Source organism: Polaromonas sp. (assembly GCF_012927485.1).
GTDB lineage: Bacteria > Pseudomonadota > Gammaproteobacteria > Burkholderiales > Burkholderiaceae_C > Polaromonas.
In genome coordinates this window covers 79,996-102,473 of record NZ_JABBPC010000013.1, presented here as the reverse complement: position 1 = coordinate 102,473, position 22,478 = coordinate 79,996, and the positions used below count along the sequence as shown (strand labels likewise).

The following is a 22,478-nucleotide window of genomic DNA, read 5'->3' as shown; positions in this document are numbered from 1 at the left end:
CACATGAGAGCCGACCCGACCTCGGTCATCAGCGAAGCCACAGAGATTACGCGCCTGATCTCGTGGCGCTTTCTTGCCTTCGATGCCTTCACACCCCATCAGCTTTACGAGGTCTTGCAGCTTCGCAGTGCGGTCTTTGTCATTGAGCAGGCGTGTCTCTTTCAGGATATGGATGGCGCGGATGGGAAGGCGATGCATTTGCTGGGCAGCATATCGGGTAGGTTGATCGCTTATGCGCGGGTCTTCGGCCCGGGTCTCAAATTTTCCGAAGCCAGTATCGGGCGCGTGATCACGCATGAATCGGTCCGCGGCAGCGGCGCTGGTCACGTTCTCCTGCGTCGGGCCATCGCCTGCCTGTCTCAGCAATGGGGGCCACAACCGATACGGATAGGCGCTCAGGCGCGACTGGAACAGTTTTACCTGCAGCATGATTTCGTCCGAACAGGGGTTCCGTACATGGAAGACGGCATCCCCCATATCGACATGCTGCGTCCTGCTTAATTCAAGGAGTTCACGATGATTACAAATTTCAAAGGCAAAACCGCCGTTCTTACCGGCGCGGGGTCGGGCTTTGGCCTGGAGTGCGCACGCATAGGCGCAAGACTGGGTATGAACCTAGTACTGGTCGATGTGCAACAGGATGCGCTCGACCAAGCCAGCGCAGAGGCAAAGGCCGCCGGTGCTCAAGTGCTTGCTTTAAAGATCGACGTATCGAGTGCCACGCAAATGGAAACGCTGGGTCAAGCGGTGCTCGAGCGCTTCGGTGCGCCGCACTTTGTCTTCAATAATGCCGGCGTCGGTGCCGGTGGTTTGATCTGGGAAAACACCGTCAAAGACTGGGAATGGGTGCTAGGTGTCAACGTGATGGGCGTGGTGCATGGCGTGCGTGTTTTTACACCCATGATGTTGGACGCGGCCGCGAAAGATCCCACCTGGCAGGGACATATCGTCAACACGGCCAGCATGGCCGGTCTACTGAATCCCCCCAATATGGGCGTGTACAACGTGAGCAAGCATGCCGTGGTGAGCCTGACCGAAACGCTGTACCAGGATTTGCGCCTCGTGAGTGACCAGGTTGGTGCCAGTGTGCTCTGTCCATTTTTCGTGTCAACGGGCATTAGCCAAAGCGAGCGCAATCGGCCGGCTGAATTTGTAGTCGAGAAACCTACCCGGAGCCAACTGATTCAGCAAACCATGACGGGAAAAGCGGTGGGTTCCGGCAAAGTCACCGCGGCCGACGTGGCACAACTGGTCTTCGATGCGATCGTTGCCAATCAGTTTTATATCTACAGCCACCCTAAGGCCATACACTCTGTGCAGACACGGCTTGAAGACATTTTGCAGGCACGCAATCCGACGGATCCGTTTGCGGACAAACCTGAGATTGGCCAGCAGCTGAAAGCCGCGCTGCGCGCTGCGTGACGGCGGGCAACCGGCAGTCGAGTCAACGGCTGACCCGGTGCGTCCGTTTGCGCCAAACCTCGGGGAGCAGGTCAAACAAGGGGCTGGGTTCCCGCTGCAGCTGCCGGGTGCCTGTCACGGGGACCAGTCCCGGCGCGTCTTTCGACAGATCCAGGTTGCCTAATTGCTGCATCCAGGCGACGTCCAAATCTCCCTCGAAGGTCGTACGGGAGAAGATCAGGGCCAGCATACGGCGAGCCTCAACGCTGCCCTTCACCTCGGCCAGTCGGTAGAGGCGGATCGCCTCCGCATAGTTTGCCGGCCGTCCCTCGCCCCGGTGAAATTGTTGCGCGCTGGCCAACAGGTCGGCGGCCGACATGGACGTTGGCCGGACCTGCAAACGGTTCTTGATACGGTCCGAGATAATCGCCATATTTGCGGAAGCTGCAGCCGATTTTGGTGCGGCTGCTTTGAAGTACTCCAGCGCTTCGGGCAAGCGGCTGGCGGCCACACTTTCAAGACCCAACTCGATGCGTGCGTGCATATCACCGCCTTGGGCTGCCCGAACCAGCAGCTCGCGCGCCGGCAGTGCCGGGCCGCTGTCGATCTGCCCAAGCCGTGGCGTGGCGATCTGCAACGGCGACATCCTGGATTGCACGACCCATTCCAGATACTGGGCGCGCGGCAGGTCCACGTTGCGCAGTTGGGCAATCCAGCGACGTGCGGCGGCCGGATCCGGCGAGCCTCCACAGCCCTCGATCTGGCACCACGCGAGTCCTGCACTGGACCACGCGTCCCCCAGTGCATGAGCGCGCTCGAACCATAGTTGGGCTTGGTTCGGATCACTCGTGACGCCCGCACCTTGCAGATAGATCAATCCCAGCAGCCATGCGGCCCGGGACGCGCTTGCGGGCTCCGCTGTCTGCGAGGATGAACCGTTCGGCGAGCGCGGGCTCAAATTACGCACCGGTGTACCCGCGATTGACTTAAGTCGCTGAATGTCGCGCTCTACCGCCGGATCGTCCGGCCCCTGTAACCTTAACGGGCTTGCCAGCAACGGGGACGACTGTATCGGTTGCGCAGGTGCTACCAGGACGCGGGCATCAGCGCCGCTCAGGCTAACGGCCAGCATCAGGCAAGCCGGTAACGTTCGGCGCAGCCGGGTGCGCCAGCGACCAGGTCGGTTGGTTGAAAGCATTTCAGCCCCCGGTGCAACACGGAAGGAAAGTCGTGCCCGCATAGCGCTGCTCTGGCTCAACGCGCCGCTGCCACCCGGCGCGGAATCACACGCCATTGAAGCGTCTGCTCGACGTAGCCGCCTTCGCCCAGCGCCTTGGTAAAGGCTTCCTTGACGCTGCCGATGCCCTTGTAGCCAGCGATCACCGTCAATCCCTTACCCTGCAACGGCGCGGGCAATTTTGGGAAGGCCTCTTCGTTCGTGGCAATGCAGCTGACGGCTTCGGTACCCGGTATACCGGTATCCAGCACAAAACCGGGGGTTGGACTCATCCAGTCAGGAATGCGGATCGCCAGGTTGGCGGATATCAGCGAAGTCGGGTTGGTCGCGTTGGGCAACAGCCGGATCACATGACCATCGGCCTCGGAGAGATAGCAGTAAAGGTGAGACGCTTTGGAGAGCGTGGCCGAGAGGAATATCTGCTCGCCCGATTCAAAAACAGTTCTGTCCAACACAAGGTTTTCGACCTGCATGTCGATGCGAGTAGGTTGCGACGGTGCGCCGTAGGCTACCTCACCCGGCATTGAGGCGGCGCCGCTGGTCGCTTTGTCTGCCGATGTAGTGGCGGCTACCCTGGTCGGGGTGGTGGTAGTGGGGAGCCAGCCGACACGGGCGAGCTTGCCGTCGTCGCCCAAAGTCACAAAATTGCGCAGGGCGCGCTCGTAAGTAGGAAAGTCGACGACACCCGTGACCACCATACCGCTGTCGGCTTGGAACCGGCCCAGCGCACTGCGGAACTCTGGGCTGTTGACTGCAAGCATGTCATCGCTTGCGGCCAGGTATCCATGGCTTATGAGCGAGCGCTTGACCAGTCCCTGATGGACGCCCGCATCTCCTTCGTCATACCAGTCCCTAAGCTGGCGCTGAAAGTCTGGATGCGTTTGCTCAAGTGTCAGGCATTGCCAGTAAGGCACTCGGGCCCATTTTCCGGTCAGCTCAATCATCGCCAGATCAACCAGGGTCCGAATGGCGGCGCCAGAACCTTGGGCATAGTCGCGGCCGACGTTGAACTTCCAGCCATAGTCGCCGATGCGGCCTGCAAGATCGAGTCCCTGTCCACCGGTTCCGAGGATGACCTCGTTGGAAGAGTCCAGTCCTGGAATAATGGTGCGCGTGCGGAAGTCGCCCAACTGAAGCTCCAGGCCAATGATCGTTGCATTGCGGTTTCGGCTGTAACCCGTATCCAGCCGGGAACCCGATGTGCCCACGTCAAACCGGTTGTTCAAGACATTCTGGTCCACAAACGCCACCGCGCCGGTTACGTAAAGGGCGGGGCGCTGCAATTGAATCTGGTTGTTGTTCAGCAGGATGGTGGTGAGGTTTTGCACCGTGTCTTGACGTGAAATATCAATTTCATAGTCCACGTACCTGAATGCGTTGCTCAGACGGGACATCTGCGAGAGGGCCGTCACGATCATTTCCTTGGTCGCAACAGGCACACGGGTTGAGAAGTCGGGAATCTGTTTACTTGTGATGAGCGTGGTGGGTAATTGCGTTTCCCGGAACAACCGGTCCATGCACATGAGCGAATCCGAGAAGCTGGATATCGAGCGGACCGGCCTGCCAGTCGGTCGGTCGGCAGCATGGCCATAGGACTGAAAGTTGGCATCCTCGCGGGGATTCATAGGCGTTCCACAACCCACCAGCAGAGACAGCGCTGAAAGCAGCGCAAGGCCCATGGTTCCCTTGAACCAGCCAGCGCCGACTGTGTTTTTTTCTGGCGTTCTCATGATGCTTCCCTGTTGTAGATGATTCAGAAAAAAGCGCCGCTGTCAGCCTCGGCGGTTGGGGCGGTAAGACTGCGGTGAGTTCTTGTATGAATGCAGTTTTACCGGCAAATATTGACCAGATCGCCTCTCAGAACGACGATCTGCTGTTGTCCGCTGACCGTATTGCGGCCTGCTTTATTCGTTGCCGACGTGACGCTACCGACGTCCTGTACGCAGGTCTTGTTAAGGCCTTGCGCACTGGAGGTGTTCACCACGTCGTTGTTGGTCAAGATCGTTCCGTCATTGGCCGTCGCCGAAAATGCCTTTGCTTCGTAGCGGGCAACCCGCGCTTTCATCCAGGCCGGCATTTCGGGGTTACGGTCGATCGGGTCTGATTTAGGCGACGGGCCGCCTGGCAGGTTCAAAAACTTGACCGGGCCCGACAACTGCACCGGATCCTCACCGGGAACGCCCTGTGCACCGGCACTCAGGGCCGTGCCCAGTATCCATAACGCCCATGCAGTGCGCAGATTTCTATTCATCATGACTGAGCTCCATTCTTAAAACTAAAAAAGGGCACCCACTGCGTCAGATCCAGGAGGGTGCCCTCGCACGTTGTCAGCGGTCTTGTCGGTTTGCGAGAGGCTGGCAGGATGTGCAACCGTTGTTACTCGCAATGTTTTGAACCGCAGTCGCGTGGTTGCCGCTGGCCAGGTTCGCCACGTAGGAACCCAGCATCGCCGTCACCTGTGTCGAGCTGCCGTTGATGTCAACCTTACCGACGTTGGACGACAGGTTTTGGCTGGCATAGCTGTGGCTGCCGGTTGAACGGTTGGACACGTCAGACCAGATGCCTGCCGTCAGTTGTGTTGAATTGCCATTGACGGTTACGTTGCCGGAATTGCTGGACACGTTCTGATGCGCGTCGCTGTTGCTGCCAGTAGACTGGTTCCGCAAGGACGAAAAGATCATCGCCACGCCCTGGACCGAACTGCCGTTAATCACGATTTGCGGTCCGTTGAGAGGGCCTGGGGGGCCGGCGAAGGCGGTAGTTGCCAGAGCAGCAAAAGCGATAAGTGCAAGCTTTTTCATGATAATTTCCTCAAGATATTGATCTACATTTTTCCGGAAGCCTGGAGAAATCCAGAGCCACTGGCCTGATAGACATTGCGGGGCGGTGCAGCTTCTCCGGACCGGTTTGGCTTTTTGCCCTGCTTTGTCTGGATTCAGTTTCGTAAACGCATGAGGTAATGCCAATCACTGCAATGAGTTACATCATTTGCGCGATCTGGCGAGCTGTTTGTTACGGATGTTGAACCGTCTTCCTGAGTCAACATCGGACTGCCTTGCTATCTTTTCCGCTCCGTACCACCGCGTTTGAATAGGGTGGATACATTATGAAACTAATGAAACAGAACGTATCTTTTAACTTAATTTCAACTATTCTTACAGATGTACATATAAATTTAGCTTCCCGCCAATAGTTCGTTACCATACAAAAGAATCTAATCAAGTGGTTTAGCGTAAATGGTGGCGAATAGTCAGTCAAACAATCGGTAAAACCTGCCGGTTGTGCCTGATAGATCGGGAACTCAGGAGAAGTTATGAACAATTTGTTGCATCCAGACGTCACAGCTAGCTCATCAATGAAATTTGGCCTGCTCGCAGAGGAGCATCACTTCGCCTCGCATAGCGCCCCCCCCAGCATCTGGCCTGACTTTTTGACGGGTCAAGCCGAGCAACCAGTGCGCGTTTTGCTGGTCGATGATGATCCGCACATACGCCGGGTTATTGCGCAGGAATTGCTGGCGGACATGCGGATCAACCTCCTTGCGGAGGCGAACAGCATGAAGGAAGGAAGACGCCTGATTTCGGTACATGAGTTTGACGTCATGCTGGTGGACCTTAACCTCGGCGATGGCACGGGATTCGACCTTATCGAGCACATGAAAACTGTGCGCCCTGTTGCGGAAGCGGTGGTGATCTCGGCAATGGAAGACGAGCAGCATGCCCTCCATGCCTTCGAACTGGGCGCCACAGGGTATTTGGTCAAAAATTCCTGGTTTGGAAACTTTTCACAGGCTGTGTTGCAGGTGGTCAACGGGGGGGCGTCCATCACACCCAACCTGGCGCGGCGCCTGCTCAGCAAGTTCAATCATGCCCAGGAGAGTAACCATCGTATCCTGTACAAGAGCAGCGACAAGGGCAAGCTGTCCGAGCGTGAGAAGGAAGTGCTGAAGCTTGTCGCCTCAGGCTACACCAGTTTGGAAATCGGTTCACGGTTGACCATCAGCGGGTTGACGGTTAATACGCACATCAAAAACATATATCGCAAGCTCCAGGTGCGCACACGTGCTCAAGCCGTGAGTTTTGCGGCCCATCGCGGGCTGTTCTGAAGGCCTGCCGTGTCACCCATCCCCTACCATTGGGGGGTTCAGGCCGGCGCCTTGCTCAGCATGGCTGCAGCGGCGGTGACTCTCGCGGTATCGGGCAAAGCCTGGATAAGGCAGCACAACCCGGTTGATCTGGCCTGTGCCGTTGCTACGTCCGGTTGGTTGGTGTATCTGCTAGCCAGTAGCGCCAGCTTTTTGATTGAGTCCCGTCCGCTTTCGGTATTTGCTGCCCATGCTGGTTATCAAGTCGCCGCTGCGGCGGTGTCGTTCTTTCTCTTGGTCAGCGCTTCGATCACCGACTTCAAAGTCTATGCCGTGTGGATGGCACAGGGCGTGGCGGGGACGCTGCTGCTGACTTTGTACGCCTGGGGCCCGGCGCAGCAGGACCTGGCTTACCAGCTTTGGGTGGCGCTCAATCTGGTTTGTGCCAGTGCGCTGTCGGTCTACTTGGGGTTGATCGCTTACAGGCAGGGGACTTACCGCTTCTGGCTGGTGCTTGGGGGAAGCGTGCTGGGTCTCGGCATTTGTTTCGAAGATTTGCTCGCCGCCAACGGTTTGCATGGCCCTACGTTCGCTCAATATTTTTTCGCCACTTTTCTGCTTCTGCTATGGCTTTTGATTACCGACCGGGCCGGACCCCCTGCGCGGGAAGCCGCGTCGGGAACACACTACGCGCATCCAACGGCGTGGGACACTGTCACCGGATTTGGCCCGTCCACCGAACTTGCCACGGCTGCTGTGGCCAGCGAGCGCCGACGTATCGCGCAGGACCTTCACGATGGCGTGGGTTCCCAACTGGTCAACATCCTGGCCACTCTCGACACGCGCGCGCCGCTGCAGAAGGAGGTCGCGCTGGCCCTGGAGCATTGCCTCATGGACCTCAAAATCACGGTCGACTCAATAGACACTTCGGACGATAACGTAATCGATGCGCTCGGCCGTCTTCGCTACCGCGTGCAGCATTCACTGGACAAACTGGGCATTCGCATGGTCTGGAAGGCGGATGTGGACGGACCGCTGCAGGCCTTTATCGGCGATCGTGCACAGCAAGTCTTGCGCATTACGCAGGAATGCCTGTCAAACATCATGCGCCACGCTCATCCCAGCGCGGTCGAGGTGATCTGCCGCTATCTGCCGGAGAGCGACTCCCTGCTACTGGAAGTGCGCGACAACGGCCTGGGCATTGCCCGCCGCGAGGCCGGCAGACCTGTGGGCAAGGGCCTGGAGGGCATGCGTCTGCGCGCCAGTAAGCTGGGCGGGCAGCTGCAGATTGCCACTAAGGCCCAGGTAGGCACCCGGGTACGACTGGTGGTACCGCTACACCCGCCAAACGTCACGGGCCGGTCTACCACCAAGCGATGAACTGACCGCCCTCATTCGATCTCGCGATATATTATTTTTGCCTCTGGCCCAATAGGAACAAGCGTGAATAGCTATAAAATATATAGCACCATGCGCTATCGATGCGGCATCGCAGACGGGCTGTGGCACACTCGCGGCTTTACGCCTGAATGAGGGAGTTGAGGAGGCATGAGACACGACTTCACCAGCGCATCGGTCACTTCGACGCTGAAGGCCTTGGCGATCGCCTTGGCTTGGATCCCGCTGGCGCACGCGGCAACCCAGACTAACCAGTGCCTCGCCGGAAAAGCAGCTGATGGCATTGAACGCACCGGCAGCCACCCTCAGTGCATGGTGACCCAAAAGTTTGAACCCGCCGGGGCTAACGGCAGGGTGCTCCTCGTCTTCCTGTATGGCGACAACGGCGGCAGTCTTGAGGTGCTGACAGGTCGGGAGACGGCATTGAATTTATCGCAACAGCTGAAAATTACCACCATCGCCTTCCAGCGCCCGATTTCCCGTAGCGATCCGGGTCTATCTGGCGGTGCCACCAGCGCGGAGGTCGACGACTACAGCCCCGGCAATGTAGCGTTAGTCGCTGCTGCGCTGGACCAGCTTCGACCGCTCAACCCGGGCAAAAAGATATTACTGATTGGCTACTCGGGTGGTGCAGCCGTGGCCGCACTGCTGGCCAGCCGTTTTCCAGCCAGTGCCGATGCTTATCTGCTGGCCGGTTGCCCGTGCGACGTTCCGCCGTGGCGGCAATGGCGCAACGCTTCAGCGCGGGAAAAGGGTCGTTGGACACACAGCCTATCGCCACAGGACGAGGTGGGCAACATCAAGGCGGGCATCCACATGCGTCTTGTGGTGGGCAACAAAGACGACAACACGCTGCCAAAATTTAGCGAGACCTATGCCGCTCGACTGCAGGCGCAAGGTGTGAAAACGCGATTGACTTACGCGATCGGCGCCACCCACGTATCCGTGCAGCGGGCGCCAGAGTTTGTCATGCTCGCTCAGGAACTGGCGTCAGACCTCTCCCGCTAGCTGACTGTGGGCGGATTCGATGGCGCTGTTGACGCTTGCAAGGGCGGATTGTTCTTTATCAAACTCTAACAACGCGGCTGGCTTGTAAAATCGTTAACAGTTGTTAATACTGTCAAAATATCTGACATAAGTATCGATTCCGAACCGGCTTTTGGCCGCCTTTCTACGGAGATCTCTCACGTTATGCGCTTAAACCTACCCGTCACCAATAACGAATACATACTTCCACCAGAGGTGGCGATGGTGTCCCGCACCGACCTCAAGGGACGTATCACCTATGCAAATCCGACGTTTCTTGAGGTGAGTGGCTATGAGCTGAATGAACTCCTGGGCAAGGCGCACAACATCGTCCGTCATCCCGACATGCCGCCGGAAGCCTTTGAGGACATGTGGGAAACGCTGAGTCGAGGCGCGCCATGGACAGGCGTGGTCAAGAATCGGCGCAAAAACGGTGACTTCTATTGGGTGCAGGCGAACGTCACACCAATCCGCCACAAAGGCGCGACGCAGGGTTATATGTCGGTGCGTAGTAAACCCGAACCCGCGCAGATGAGCGACGCCGAGCAAAATTATCGCAAGATTCGGGAGGGGCATGCCGGCGGGTTGGTGATCCGGCAAGGGGAGGTGATGCGACCGATTTGGGTTGACCCCATGGCCGGCTTGCGCCGAATCCCAATCGCGTACCGGGTCGTTTGTATCAGCGCCTTTGCGGCTCTTCTGACGCTGATCTTTGGCGTACTTGGATGGCGCGAAGTCAGCCTGATGGCCCTGTCATCGGGCAGGGCCAACTGGGTCCCTAACGTACTGGCGGCGGGCACTGTAGTTTCCGCCGTGGCGTGGATCGGAATGGGCTATTTTCTTGTGAGTACCGTGTTTCGTCCTCTGGACAAGGCGGTCCGGGTAGCTCAGGCCATTGCCGGGGGCGATCTTGTCAAGTTCGAAATCCACTCCACGGATGAAGCCAAGCCCTTGCTGCGTGCCTTGAACCAGATGAACGCCAACATGGTGGGACTCCTCTTGGACATCGGTGGAAATGTCGACACCATCGCCACGGCCTCCAGCCAGATCGCGGCGGGCAATATGGACCTATCATCGCGTACCGAAGAGCAGGCCAGCTCGCTGGAGCAGACGGTTGCCTCGATGGTAGAGCTGACTTCCACGGTGAAACAAAATGCCGACAATGCCCGCCAAGCGAATCAGTTGGCTGAATCTGCCTCCCGCGTAGCGGTCAAGGGCGGGAGCGTCGTAGCGCAAGTGGTCGACACCATGGGGTCTATCAATGCTTCCTCCAAAAAGATCGTCGAGATTATTGGCGTGATTGACGGCATCGCCTTCCAGACCAATATTTTGGCGCTCAATGCCGCCGTCGAAGCGGCCCGTGCTGGAGAGCAAGGCCGGGGTTTTGCGGTGGTGGCAACCGAAGTGAGAAATCTGGCGAAGCGTTCTGCCGCGGCCGCGAAGGAGATCAAGACCTTGATCGGCGACTCAGTGGACAAAGTTCAGGAGGGAAGTAAACAGGCAGCGCAGGCCGGCAAAACGATGGACGAAATTGTCGCCAGCGTCAAGCGCGTGACCGACATCATGGCCGAAATTACATTGGCCAGCCAGGCGCAAACCTCGGGAATTGAGCAGATCAACCGAGCCATGACGCAGATGGACCAGGTGACACAGCAAAACGCGGCGCTGGTAGAGGAAGCCGCCGCTGCCGCCTCTTCCTTGGAGGAGCAGGCGGAAGATCTGGCACAGGCTGTGATCGTGTTCAGGCATGAAGGACATCAGTCGATGCGCGAGAACAATCTCCGTCGTGTCAATTCGAAGACGGGTGGTGAAGAGCCCCTTTGGGCGGCAGCGCCGTCTCTCAGTTTGGAGACAGCTGGCCGACCCACACGCGGGTAGACTGCTGCAAGACTTGAAAGTCGCGATCGTTCAGGGGGCGGATTGCACGGCCAACTACCCCACCACGGCCCCCTCATTGATTTTTTAAATGAGACTAATTGGTTGTGCTAATCTTTTAGAGTAAAAATGCTTTTCGCCCAATTAGATCAAGCACAGAAGGCTATCATTTAAATAGCACAAAGCGGACATGGGCCGCTCGCCACGCTCAAAAAAGAACACGGCTGCGGATGGTCCCTGGCACCTCAGCCAGCTTGGCCAGCGCCAAGTCGGAGTGCCCCGCATCAATATCGATCACCACATAACCGATTGCCTCATTGGTTTGCAGATACTGAGAGGCGATGTTGATGTGATTGTCGGAAAAAACCTTGTTGATTTCAGAGAGTACGCCGGGCACGTTGCGGTGAATGTGCAGCAACCGGTGTTTGCCAGGGTGCGCCGGTAGCGCCACCTCGGGAAAATTGACCGACGACGTCGAGGTGCCGTTGTCGCTATATTTCACCAGCTTTTCAGCCACTTCGACGCCGATATTTTCTTGCGCCTCTATCGTGGAGCCCCCCACATGGGGCGTCAGGATCACGTTGTCGAGGCCGCGCAACGGCGACTCGAACACCTCCTTGTTACTGTGCGGTTCTACGGGGAACACGTCAATCGCCGCCCCCAGCAGTTTTTTCTGGCGTAGCGCTTCGGCGAGCGGCTCAATCTTGACTACCGTGCCGCGCGAGGCATTGATCAGCACGCTACCTGGCTTCATCGCAGCGATTTCGGCCGGACCCATCATCCACTGCGTGGCTTGGGTTTCTGGCACGTGCAGGCTGACCACGTCCGCCTGTGCCAGCAGTTCGTGCAGTTGGGCTAGCTGACGGGCATTGCCGAGCGGCAGCTTGGTGACTACATCAAAAAACACCACCTTCATGCCCAGCGCTTCTGCCAATACCGACAATTGGGTACCGATGGATCCATAACCCACGATACCCAAAGTCTTGCCACGAATTTCATAAGCGTTTTCAGCCGATTTCAGCCAGCCGCCGCGGTGCGCTGCCGCGCTTTTTTCGGGGACGCCGCGCAATAGCAAAATGGCTTCAGCCAGCACCAATTCAGCGACCGAACGGGTATTGGAAAAAGGCGCGTTGAACACCGCGATGCCGCGTGCCCGTGCCGCGTTCAAATCAACCTGGTTGGTGCCTATACAAAAGCAGCCGACCGCCGCCAACTTGGCCGCATGGGAAAACACCTCGGCCGTGAGTTGCGTCCGCGAGCGGATACCGACAAAATGCACATCCGAGATTTTTACCTTGAGCTCGTCGTCCGACAGCGCCCCGCTGAAGCTTTCGATGTGCGTGTAGCCCGCCGCCTTTAGTACCGCGACGGCCGAGGGATGAATGCCCTCTAATAGTAGAAACTTGATTTTGTTTTTGTCGATGGAAGTTTTGATCATGAGAGGCTAGCGATTCAAAGAGTGATCCGGCTGATAGTATGAATGAATGTGGGATTTCAACGCTGCGCCGGCTTATTTGGCCCTGCTGATTGCCCGCTTGATGGAGGTAAAGTGGTTATCGCGTTACAAAAGATCGGGTTTGATCCGGGGGCAATTCTGCGCAGCGAAAAGCTCACGGAGTGCCACGGCGAGGGCTCCAGAATGCCAGCCTCGACGCGCGCTGATCGCGCGGCCTGCGCATCAGTAAATACGCCGCCGGAATTACAAACATCGACAACAGTGGCGCCGTGATCATGCCGCCAACCATTGGCGCAGCAATACGCTGCATTACCTCCGAACCGGTTCCAGCACCCCACATGATGGGGAGCAGGCCCGCCAGGATCACCGAAACCGTCATTGCCTTTGGCCGCACGCGCAATACAGCGCCCTCCTGAATGGCGTCCATGAGATCTTCGACGCTGGTCTTGCCTTGTTCAATGCGCTTAGTCCAGGCACTCTTTAAATACAGCAGCATGATGACCCCGAACTCCGCCGACACACCCGAGAGCGCGATGAAGCCGACGGCGCCCGCAACCGACAGGTTGTAGTTCAGCAGGTACAGCAGCCAAATGCCGCCGACCAAGGCAAAAGGCAGCGTCGCCATAATCAGCAGTGCCTCGCCAAAGGCTCCGAAGCACAGGTACAGCAACACGAAGATGATGAGAAGCGTGAACGGTACCGCGACTTTTAGTTTGGCGGTGGCCCGCTCCAAAAACTCAAACTGCCCTGACCAGGAAATCGAATAGCCCGGTGGCAGCGTGACTTGCTTCGCTACCGCACGCTGCATATCCATCACAGCCGAGCGCAGATCGCGGCCACGAATATCCACGTACACCCAGCCTGACAGCCGCGCGTTTTCACTGCGCAACATGGGGGGCCCGTCGGTGATGCGAATGTCGGCTACGTCGGAGAGCACCAGCCGCTGTCCGCGCTCGGTGATGATCGGAAGGCTGCGCAGGTTTTCAAGGGAATCCCGTATTTCGCGGGGATAGCGCAAGTTGATTGGAAAGCGTTGTAGGCCCTCGACGGTCTCCCCGATATTCTCTCCACCGACCGCGGTGGTGATGACGGCCTGAACGTCGGCGATATTCAGCCCAAAACGTGCCGCGTCGTCACGGCGGATGTTGACATTCACGTAGCGCCCTCCGGTGAGCCGCTCGGCGAGGGCGCTGCTAACGCCGGGCACGTCCTTTAATATGCGTTCGATGTCTGCCGTTGCGCGATCGATCGCGGCGAGGTCGGAGCCCGCCACCTTCACGCCCACGGGACTCTTGATGCCCGTGGCGAGCATGTCGATGCGGTTGCGGATGGGCGGCACCCAGATGTTGGACAAGCCCGGCACCCTGACAATGCGATCGAGCTCTTCCACCAGCTTATCGGTCGTCATGCCCGGACGCCACTGGTCGCGCGGCTTGAATTGGATCGTGGTCTCGAACATTTCCAGCGGCGCCGGGTCGGTAGCGGTTTCGGCGCGACCCGCCTTGCCGAATACGCTGGCGACCTCGGGAACGGTTTTGATCAAGCGGTCAGTCTGCTGCAGCAATTCGCCCGCTTTGCCCACTGAGAGGCCCGGTAACGCCGAAGGCATGTAGAGCAGGTCGCCCTCGTCAAGCCTGGGCATGAACTCGCCGCCAATGTGTTGCAGCGGCCAAAGGCTGAGCACAAACGCGACGGTTGCCAGCACGAGCGTCAGCTTGGGTGCCCGCAGCACCGCATTCAGAAGGGGGCGGTAGATTGCGATTAACACGCGATTAAGTGGGTTGGTTTTTTCACCAGGTATGCGCCCGCGAATGAGGTAGCCCATGAGGACCGGAATCAGCGTGACAGATAAACCAGCGGCAGCCGCCATGGCGTAGGTTTTGGTAAAAGCGAGCGGTGAGAACAGTCGCCCCTCTTGCGCTTCGAGCGTGAACACCGGAATAAAGGACAAGGTGATGATCAACAGCGAGAAAAACAGCGCCGGTCCCACCTCGGCTGCGGCATCTCCGATCACCCGCCAGCGCGCTGGTCCCTGCAACGATTGTTCGGGATACTCGTGAGTCCAATGTTCCAGATGCTTGTGCGCGTTTTCGATCATGACCACGGCCGCATCGACCATGGCGCCGATGGCGATGGCAATGCCACCTAGCGACATGATGTTGGCGTTGACGCCTTGGTAGTACATCACGATAAATGCTGCGAGGATTCCTAGCGGCAGCGAAATGATCGCGACGAAGGCCGAGCGCAGATGAAAGAGGAAAACGAAACACACCAGCGCGACGACGAGGAACTCTTCCAACAATTTGTGCGTCAGGTTTTCAACAGCGCGCTCGATCAGATTCGAGCGATCGTAAACCGGCACAATCTCGACCCCTTTCGGAAGCCCCGCCTGCAAAGAGCGGAGTTTTTCTTTGACTGCCGCTATGGTTTTCAGTGCATTTTTGCCTGAGCGCATCACGATCACACCGCCGACCGCTTCACCTTCACCGTCCAGTTCCCCGATGCCGCGCCGCATTTCGGGCCCCAGCTGAATGCGCGCCACGTCGCCAAGGTGAACCGAGACGCCGGCGCTGGTGGTCACCAACGGGATTTTCCGAAAATCATCCAGCCCCTGAACATACCCCGACGCGCGCACCATGTATTCCGCTTCGCCCAGTTCAAGCACCGAGCCGCCGGTTTCCTGATTGGCTTTCTGAACGGCCTCGACAATCTTGCTTTGCGGGATGCCGTAAGCCGCCAGCTTTTCGGGGTCCAGCACGATTTGGTATTGGCGCACCATACCGCCCACCGAGGCTACCTCAGCGACGTCGGGCACTGTCTTCAACTCGTACTTTAAGAACCAATCCTGCAGTGCGCGCAATTGCGATGCATCCTGGGTACCGCTGCGGTCAACCAGTGCATATTCGTAAATCCATCCGACCCCGGTCGCATCCGGGCCGAGCGAGGTCTTTGCGTTTGCGGGTAAACGCGATTGAATCTGATTAAGGTATTCCAGGACTCTGGAACGCGCCCAGTAGAGGTCGGTGCCATCCTCAAACAACACATAGACGAAGGAATCGCCAAAGAACGAATAGCCGCGGACGGTCTTCGCGCCGGGCACCGACAGCATGGTGGTAGTGAGCGGGTAGGTGATCTGATTTTCGACAATTTGCGGGGCTTGGCCCGGGTAGCTGGTCCGAATGATGACCTGGACATCGGACAGGTCAGGCAAGGCGTCTAACGGGGTTCTTAAAAGCGCGTAGACGCCCCAGGCGCTGACAACCAGCGTAGCCAGCACTACCAGGAAGCGGTTGGAAATCGACCACCGAATGAGTTTTGCAATCACCTGGTGGCTCCGGCGGCTGTTTTGGGGGCCAGCGGTGACACGCGGGTGAGTTGCGGAAGTCCCTCGGTATCCATGTAGAACTCAAAGCGCACCTGGTCACCCGTTTTTAAATTGGGCGGAAGGGCTGCCGAAGGAGGGCGTTTGAAATCCATGGTCATCGGCCCCCACTTCAGCGAGGGGATGGCGCCGTGGGAGAGTGTCAGTGCCTCGCGGCCAACGGCCTCGACCTTGGCTTCACCCTCGTGCCGGGGTTCCGTATTGGGAGCCGCAGATTTCGCCGCATCATTGAGTCTGGCCTCGACCCCTTTCAGGCTGGATTCCGAATCGATCAAAAATTGCGAGGACACCACCACGCGCTGACCAGCTTCCAGTCCGCGCTTTATTTCCGTCTGGTCGCCGCTTTCAATCCCGGCCTCCACGTTAACGGGGCGGAACTGGCCATGATCCTCGGCCAGCATCACTACCGCGCGCTTGCCGGTCTGAATCAGCGCTTCGGTGGGAATCAACAAGACCTTTTCGGCGCGCAGGTCCGCAAACCGCATCGACACGAACATACCGGGGACTAACCGGCCATCAGGATTGGCCAATTCCAGACGCGCTTTCACCGTGCGCGTGGCGGCATTGACCTCCGGCAGAATGGCCTGAACCTTGCCGTCAAAGTCGACGCCGGGTGCGGCCGGGCTATGGGCTTGCACCTTGGTCCCAGGCCGCAACAGCACTGACTGGCTTTCGGGCACCTCGGCGTTAGCCCAGACGGAAGACAGGCCGTTAATGCGGAACAAGGTCGTCCCCGGCATCACCGTCATACCCTCGCGTGCCGCAAGCTCGGTGACCACACCTCCGATTGGAGCGGTCATCGTGAAACGAGCGCGGGTCTGGCCGCGGGTTTCCACGGCGCGGATTTGTTCTTCGCTCATACCGGCCTGACGCATGCGCTGGCGAGCGCCATCAATCAGGCTGTCCAGTCCTGGTCCCTGCATTCGTCGCACGGCTAAAAACTCTTCTTGTGCGGCCACCCAGTCCGGTACATACAGGTCCGCCAGAGCTTGTCCTTTGGTCACCCGATCAAGGGTGGCGCGTACATACAGGCGTTCCACATAGCCGGTTGCGCGGGCCTGCACAATGGCCTGATCGCGCTCATTGAAGGCAATGCTGCCTACTGCCGAAAGCTCGGGCGAGAGCAGACCTCGAGTGACTGCGGCGGTGCGTATTCCCAGGTTTTGCTGAATTCGAGGGCTGATGCTGACGCCACCCCGGTCCGAACCACTATCGGCGTAGACGGGTACCAGCATCATGTCCATAAAAGGGGATTTGCCCGGTTTGTCAAATTTGGTCGCCGGGACCATTGGGTCCTGGTAATACAAAATCTGGCGGTTATTGGCGGGGTCGGTGTCACCGGCCTTGATGCCTTCGCTGATGTGGCGTTTAGTCGCCTCTTCGCCTTCGGCAACACTTTGCGGGCCGGCGATTGGGCGGGGACTTTGGACGGGCACGGTCGATAACGAAGTAGGTTGTGCGCCGGTTGCGCTCATTCCGCGTTTCATGCCAAGTGCGTACAGACCATAGCCGCCAAATCCTATGGACGCGATCAAGCCAGTTGCCGTCAATGCCACGACCAGAATTTTTTTGGAGTTCATGGTTGCTCTTTCACAGAAACTGGGAGGGTTGGGATTGGGGCTGGCGTGGCGCCGTTCGTCTGGGCGTTGTCGGGCGTCAGATAGTTAAGCTGCGCCCACAGACGAGCCGTTTCCAATTCCAGGGTTAGCGCCTGGATGCTGGTTTCGATTTCATCGCGCCGTGCAGCCAGTGCGTTGGCCAAATCGCTCTTGCCGATGCGGTAGGCCGTTAGCGCCGCTTCGCTGTGGTTTCCGGCAACGGGAAGCAGTTGGCTGGTGTAGCGGGAAACCCGCTCGATGCCGCTTTGCCAATCGTTGAGAAGACCGCGCACTTCGGCCTCTCGGCTTTGCAGCCTGTCTTCATAGACGGCGCGGGCCTCTTCCACCAATGCCAATTTGGCACCCACCTCACGCTTCTGACGATGTGCTGGGTCCCATTGCAGCGGGATGGAAACACCCAGTGAAACCATGTTGGAGAAAGAGGGACCGCGTTGGCTGTACGCCGCTTCGACACTCCAGTCCGACCTGGTGTTGGCCTGGGCCAGACGAGCCTCTGTTTCGGCAGCTTCCACCTGCGCGGCCAGCACGGCCAGCTCTGGCTGTTGCTTCAGCTGCTCAGTAGAAAATATCGAGTCGAGCCTGCGGCTGTCTCTGTCTCTCAGGTTTTCCCAGTCGGGTTGTCCCAACAGAGGGCGGTCGGCATCCGGACCGATCCAGCGAGCAAGCAGCAGGCTGGCGCTTCGCGTCTGCCGATCAATCTGGCTCAACCGGTCCTCAAGACCGATGAGTGCAGTGCGCGCAGCAAACACGTCGGCCGGGGTGCCCCTGCCACCGCGGAAGGCGATGTCCGCGCCTTCTACCTGCAAGCGCGTCTCCCCGAGCTGCCGCAACAGTAGCGCGCGCATGTTTTGCGCATAGTAGCGTTCGATCCAAGCCAATGCCGTGTCCCGCTGGATATTGGCCAGTGCCATTTGACGCTGCGCCTGGGCACGCTGCAACTCATGCTCAAAGCGTTCCGCTTTAAGCTGACGTTTTTCCTGCCGCGGAAACTCCTGCATGATGCCGATGCGACGGGCGGTCGATGAATCGCGCGTCAGGCTCAGGCTATCGGAGCCATTAACGGGCAGATTGTCGATGCCGAGCTTGAGTACCGGATCGGGCAGTTGGCCCGCCGAAATTAACATTTCCCGCGCTGCCCTGACGAGCGCATCCTGCGCAACCAGTTGCGGAGATCGGGCGGCCGCGAGTTGCTGCGCTTCTCGCAAGGACAAGGGCTCAGTGGCCCAGAGCGGCGCTGTGACTTGGGCCAGCAGCGCGGCCGCTGCAACGCTTCGAATTAAATAACCAGACAACATAAAACCTCCAGACAGCAAGAAAAACGGCCGGAGCAATTCGCAGGCTCAGGCAAGCACGATGAAGCTGGAGAAGTTAAATGCGAAAACAGCAGTGACGCACGGCCAATGGAGGCGCCGTGGTGCGCATCAGAAGAGGCGCTTGCAGGAGAACACCCGAGGATGCGGGGAAGGCGCGGGCGATCGGGAACTCGCTTGCCAGTTCTGGAAAAGACGCCAATCCAAGCGCTTGGTACGCACCGGCGGTCTGTGAGTCAGCCTTGCAGTACGCATGACACAAGCTGGGTTGCTCGCTGTCCATGGTCAGACTCATGGTCTCCGCGCACGGCATGTCGACCTGCGCCATTGAGGTGTTCTGCCCATCAGTGTTACCTGCCGCGCCCGGGCAAAAATAGCTCGCCATTGCCAACTGCATAAATAGAAAGCTCCCAAGCGCGAGGAGCACTGTGACGAAGCGATGGCGGCGATTCCAGGTCATGCAAGAGGTTAATCGATCGATTCGGGTTATGGGTTTATGCGGGATCTTTAGCGCATCAGTCTATATAAATGTGCACGTTTTGTCGAAAAAAGTCTTAAACCTCGTTTGAATCTCAGCTCTGGGTGCTTGCACGGCTGACTGCGACCAGCCGCTACTTTCGAAGCAGTCTCCATGCATTAAAAACCACCAGCAAACTCGCGCCGACGTTGGCAATCACAGCCATCCACGTCGGGCCTGATCCGCTCAGGGCAAGCGCCGAAAATAATGCTTTGATACCCACGGCCAAGCTGATGTTTTGGACCAGCACCGAGTGGGTGGCTTGCGACAAACGGATGAAGGTCGGAATCTTGCGTAAATCGTTGTTCATTAGAGCCGCGTCGGCTGTTTCTAGCGCCGTGTCGGTTCCCATCGCCCCCATCGGGAATCCAATGTTGGCGCGCACAAGAGTGGGCCGCTGGAATCCATCTGTCAACTTGCATAGATCGGCAAAGTTAAGGGGAAATGGAACGTCATGGCCCTTTGAGATCGTTTTCGACGTTTTGAATAAATTTCTCTTTGGTTTATTGAGAATAACTATCATTCGCATGGTACATTACTGTCTTTGCTGAGCTGCAAAACAACGCCGTGCACTTTGCAAATTCTGTCAACTATCGAAAGCTCACGATGATTGCGACTCTCCCTGCTAACCTTGTGCGGGACAACGTAGACCACCTTGCCTTGATGAAAAAGGGTGATTGCGCAACCGTGACGAGAGTGGCGTCCGTCGAGCGGCCAGACCAGTTGGCCATTAAAACGAGGCTTCTGGAGCTCGGTTTCGCTCCGGGCGAGAAAGTTAGAGTCGTGGCAGAGTCATTTCCGGGTGGTGACCCGATGGCAGTGCGACTTGGCAACACCACTTTTGCGTTACGGCGTCACGAAGCCGCAATGATTCAGGTGGAACGACCAGCTCTACTGGCTGCGTAACAGTCGTTAGCCGACTCCCTATGAGCACCACCCACCAGTTGCGGCTTGCATTAGTCGGAAATCCCAATTGCGGTAAAACCGCGCTGTTCAATCGACTGACGGGTGCCCGGCAAAAAGTCGCAAATTATGCCGGTGTGACGGTCGAGCGCAAGGAAGGGAAATTCACGTCTGCAGCGGGAAGTACCTATCAAATCGTTGACCTGCCTGGCGCTTACAGCCTGAATGCGATGACGCCTGACGAGGCCATAACGCGAGACGTATTATTCGGCAGCCGCGCAGATGAGACGCCGCCAGACGTCATTGTGCTGGTTGTCGATGCAACGAATTTGCGCTTGAACTTGCGCCTGGTCCTGGAAGTCCTGCGCCTGAAGCGTCCGACAATACTGACGCTGAACATGGTGGACGTTGCTGAAAAGCGTGGCTTGGTGATTGACACGAATAAGCTACAGGCGGAGTTGGGTATTCCCGTGGTTCGAACCGTGGCGACCGCGCCGGGTGGCGAGACAGCGCTGATTGCGCAGCTTGACACCCTGTTGCCGGAGCCTAAGTCAAGTGACATTGCAGTCAACAACTTGGCGCAATTCAATGCTGACAATATCGCAAGCCTTGAAGCCACACAACGCGAGGTCCGGCGTATTCTGGACGCGGTCATCACAAAGGAAGGTCGCGAGCATGTTATCGGCGACAAAATCGATGCTGTAGTGCTTCATCCGGTGTTCGGTTATGTCGTTTTGAGCGTCATCCTGTTCCTGGTTTTTCAGGCCGTGTTCAGCTGGTCAAAATGGCCGATGGATCTGATAAAGAGCGCTGTCGATGGCCTAGGCCAAAGCGTACAGGCGGTTATGCCGCACGGTATTTTGCGCAGTCTAGTGGTTGACGGTATTTTGTCCGGCGTCGGCAGCGTGCTGGTCTTTTTGCCACAGATCCTGATTCTTTTCCTGTTTATCCTCTTGCTCGAAGATTCAGGCTATCTCCCGCGTGCTGCCTTTTTGCTGGACCGATTGATGGGCAGCGTTGGCCTTTCTGGCCGAGCCTTCATCCCGCTGCTCTCTAGTTTTGCCTGCGCTGTGCCCGGCATCATGGCGACGCGGACTATCCAAAATCCGCGTGACCGCTTGGCCACGATCATGATCGCCCCGCTGATGACCTGTTCAGCGCGTTTGCCAATTTATGCCTTGGTTATCGGCGCATTTATTCCAGACCGATCGCTTGGTGTTTTGAATTTACAAGGGCTGGTGCTTTTTGTTTTGTACATCGCAGGAATTGCGTCCGCAATGGCAGTAGCCTACGTTCTCAAGCGGACTATCGGCAAGGGGCGCTACCAGCCCCTGATGCTGGAGTTGCCAAACTACCACTGGCCAAATCTCCGCAACCTGATCATTGGGCTCTGGGAGCGCACCAAGATATTTGTCGGCCGCGTGGGCACCATCATTTTGTCGTTGATGATTCTGCTGTGGTTTTTATCGAGTTTTCCGGCGCCGCCATCGGGTGCCATTGGTCCGGCAATCCAATACAGCATGGCCGGACGACTGGGGCATTCCTTAGAAGGTTTTTTTGCACCGATAGGTTTTAACTGGCAGATCGTGATTGCGCTAATTCCTGGGATGGCAGCCCGTGAGGTTGCAGTGGGGGCGCTAGGCACGGTCTATGCGCTTTCTGCCACCGGTGACCAGCTGACAACCACCTTGACGCCAATGATCGCGGCGACATGGACGTTACCAACCGCACTTTCTTTGCTGGCGTGGTACGTGTTTGCGCCGCAATGTATTTCCACTCTTTCGGTTGTCAAGCGAGAAACCAATTCCTGGACACCCGCACTGGTCATGGCAGGATATATGTTTGCTCTTGCGTATCTTGGCTCGTTAGCGACCTATCACATAAGCCGCGTATTGCTTGGAGGGGTGTAATGCAGGAGTTCATCGTCGGGATAATTGTCGTTTTTGCTTTCTGGCTGGTGGCAAAACGATACACACCGCCGGCCATCCAGCGCTTTTTACGCAAGGGGTTCGCCGGTATTGCAAAGCAGTTTGGCTGGCCCATGATCGCGCAAAGATTTGAAACAGAAAAACCAGCACCACCTTCTTGCTCGGACGGTTGCAGTGCATGCCGCCAATGTGGGCCAAGCGGCAAAGTGTCTGCCAGCAAAAAAACCAATATCTCTTCCACGTCGATCGAGCGTTCGACCCCGCCGTTATAAATAAACTGACGAACTGCGCTTTGACTCTTTGGGGCACACAGCGGCCCAAGGCCAAGCAGTGGGATACTCA

At 57.7% G+C, this 22,478-nt stretch carries 18 protein-coding genes and 1 pseudogene; 9 read left to right on the top strand and 10 right to left on the bottom strand.

Going from position 1 to position 22,478, the window contains the following annotated elements; genetic code table 11:
- The first annotated feature begins 3 nt into the window (after positions 1–3).
- Together HHJ16_RS06480 and HHJ16_RS06475 are read left to right on the top strand one after the other, a co-directional pair.
- A complete protein-coding gene (locus HHJ16_RS06480) occupies positions 4–501 on the top strand; it encodes a GNAT family N-acetyltransferase (protein WP_293641693.1) in 498 nt (165 codons plus the stop codon).
- A 15-nt stretch (positions 502–516) separates the two neighbouring features.
- Positions 517–1,422, top strand: coding sequence for an SDR family oxidoreductase (locus HHJ16_RS06475; RefSeq protein ID WP_293641692.1), 906 nt, complete (start codon positions 517–519; stop codon positions 1,420–1,422).
- A 22-nt stretch (positions 1,423–1,444) separates the two neighbouring features.
- On the opposite strand, the gene HHJ16_RS06470 is transcribed toward HHJ16_RS06475, so the two are convergent.
- From HHJ16_RS06470 to HHJ16_RS06455, 4 genes are all read right to left on the bottom strand, one after another.
- On the bottom strand, positions 1,445–2,695 hold the full coding sequence (locus HHJ16_RS06470; protein WP_293641690.1) for a hypothetical protein: 1,251 nt from the start codon (positions 2,693–2,695) through the stop codon (positions 1,445–1,447).
- Positions 2,656–4,368: a DUF4384 domain-containing protein gene (locus HHJ16_RS06465; RefSeq protein ID WP_293641688.1), complete on the bottom strand. Its 1,713-nt coding sequence runs from the start codon at positions 4,366–4,368 to the stop codon at positions 2,656–2,658. Before HHJ16_RS06465 ends, HHJ16_RS06470 begins: the two co-directional genes overlap by 40 nt.
- A gap of 98 nt (positions 4,369–4,466) precedes the next feature.
- Positions 4,467–4,892, bottom strand: a complete 426-nt coding sequence (locus HHJ16_RS06460) for a hypothetical protein (protein ID WP_293641687.1) — start codon at positions 4,890–4,892, stop codon at positions 4,467–4,469.
- 73 nt (positions 4,893–4,965) lie between these two features.
- Complete coding sequence (locus tag HHJ16_RS06455; RefSeq protein WP_293641686.1) at positions 4,966–5,439, bottom strand: hypothetical protein; 474 nt, start codon at positions 5,437–5,439, stop codon at positions 4,966–4,968.
- A 554-nt stretch (positions 5,440–5,993) separates the two neighbouring features.
- Between HHJ16_RS06455 and HHJ16_RS06450 the strand changes: the two genes are divergently transcribed.
- The 4 genes from HHJ16_RS06450 to HHJ16_RS06435 all read left to right on the top strand — a co-directional run bounded on the left by HHJ16_RS06450 (position 5,994) and on the right by HHJ16_RS06435 (position 11,024).
- Positions 5,994–6,743 carry a response regulator transcription factor gene (locus HHJ16_RS06450; RefSeq protein WP_293641819.1) on the top strand — a complete coding sequence of 250 codons (750 nt, stop codon included), beginning with the start codon at positions 5,994–5,996 and terminating at the stop codon, positions 6,741–6,743.
- Positions 6,744–6,752: 9 nt separating this feature from the next.
- Positions 6,753–8,102, top strand: coding sequence for an ATP-binding protein (locus HHJ16_RS06445; RefSeq protein WP_293641685.1), 1,350 nt, complete (start codon positions 6,753–6,755; stop codon positions 8,100–8,102).
- Positions 8,103–8,270: 168 nt separating this feature from the next.
- Positions 8,271–9,128: a hypothetical protein gene (locus tag HHJ16_RS06440; protein ID WP_293641684.1), complete on the top strand. Its 858-nt coding sequence runs from the start codon at positions 8,271–8,273 to the stop codon at positions 9,126–9,128.
- A 183-nt stretch (positions 9,129–9,311) separates the two neighbouring features.
- Positions 9,312–11,024, top strand: a complete 1,713-nt coding sequence (locus HHJ16_RS06435; RefSeq protein ID WP_293641683.1) for a PAS domain-containing methyl-accepting chemotaxis protein — start codon at positions 9,312–9,314, stop codon at positions 11,022–11,024.
- 205 nt (positions 11,025–11,229) lie between these two features.
- On the opposite strand, the gene serA is transcribed toward HHJ16_RS06435, so the two are convergent.
- From serA to HHJ16_RS06405, 6 genes and pseudogenes are all read right to left on the bottom strand, one after another.
- Entirely contained in the window at positions 11,230–12,459 is a 1,230-nt protein-coding gene (gene serA / locus HHJ16_RS06430; RefSeq protein WP_293641682.1) for a phosphoglycerate dehydrogenase, read from the bottom strand.
- Positions 12,460–12,631: 172 nt separating this feature from the next.
- Complete coding sequence (locus tag HHJ16_RS06425; RefSeq protein ID WP_293641681.1) at positions 12,632–15,802, bottom strand: efflux RND transporter permease subunit; 3,171 nt, start codon at positions 15,800–15,802, stop codon at positions 12,632–12,634.
- A complete protein-coding gene (locus HHJ16_RS06420; RefSeq protein ID WP_293641679.1) occupies positions 15,799–17,439 on the bottom strand; it encodes an efflux RND transporter periplasmic adaptor subunit in 1,641 nt (546 codons plus the stop codon). Before HHJ16_RS06420 ends, HHJ16_RS06425 begins: the two co-directional genes overlap by 4 nt.
- A complete protein-coding gene (locus HHJ16_RS06415) occupies positions 17,436–18,773 on the bottom strand; it encodes a TolC family protein (RefSeq protein ID WP_293641678.1) in 1,338 nt (445 codons plus the stop codon). Before HHJ16_RS06415 ends, HHJ16_RS06420 begins: the two co-directional genes overlap by 4 nt.
- A gap of 73 nt (positions 18,774–18,846) precedes the next feature.
- Entirely contained in the window at positions 18,847–19,248 is a 402-nt protein-coding gene (locus tag HHJ16_RS06410; RefSeq protein ID WP_293641677.1) for a hypothetical protein, read from the bottom strand.
- 151 nt (positions 19,249–19,399) lie between these two features.
- Positions 19,400–19,687: pseudogene (locus HHJ16_RS06405) on the bottom strand (hypothetical protein); the annotation flags it as partial.
- 224 nt (positions 19,688–19,911) lie between these two features.
- Between HHJ16_RS06405 and HHJ16_RS06400 the strand changes: the two are divergent.
- From HHJ16_RS06400 to HHJ16_RS06390, 3 genes are read left to right on the top strand one after another with little or no spacing between them, the layout of a single operon-like run.
- On the top strand, positions 19,912–20,211 hold the full coding sequence (locus tag HHJ16_RS06400) for a FeoA family protein (RefSeq protein ID WP_293641675.1): 300 nt from the start codon (positions 19,912–19,914) through the stop codon (positions 20,209–20,211).
- 20 nt (positions 20,212–20,231) lie between these two features.
- The gene (locus HHJ16_RS06395) at positions 20,232–22,118 is read left to right on the top strand and encodes a ferrous iron transporter B (protein ID WP_293641673.1); all 1,887 of its coding nucleotides are present in this window, start codon (positions 20,232–20,234) and stop codon (positions 22,116–22,118) included.
- Positions 22,118–22,408, top strand: a complete 291-nt coding sequence (locus HHJ16_RS06390; protein ID WP_293641671.1) for a DUF6587 family protein — start codon at positions 22,118–22,120, stop codon at positions 22,406–22,408. The genes HHJ16_RS06395 and HHJ16_RS06390 overlap by 1 nt, the downstream gene beginning before the upstream one ends.
- The last annotated feature ends 70 nt before the right edge of the window (positions 22,409–22,478 follow it).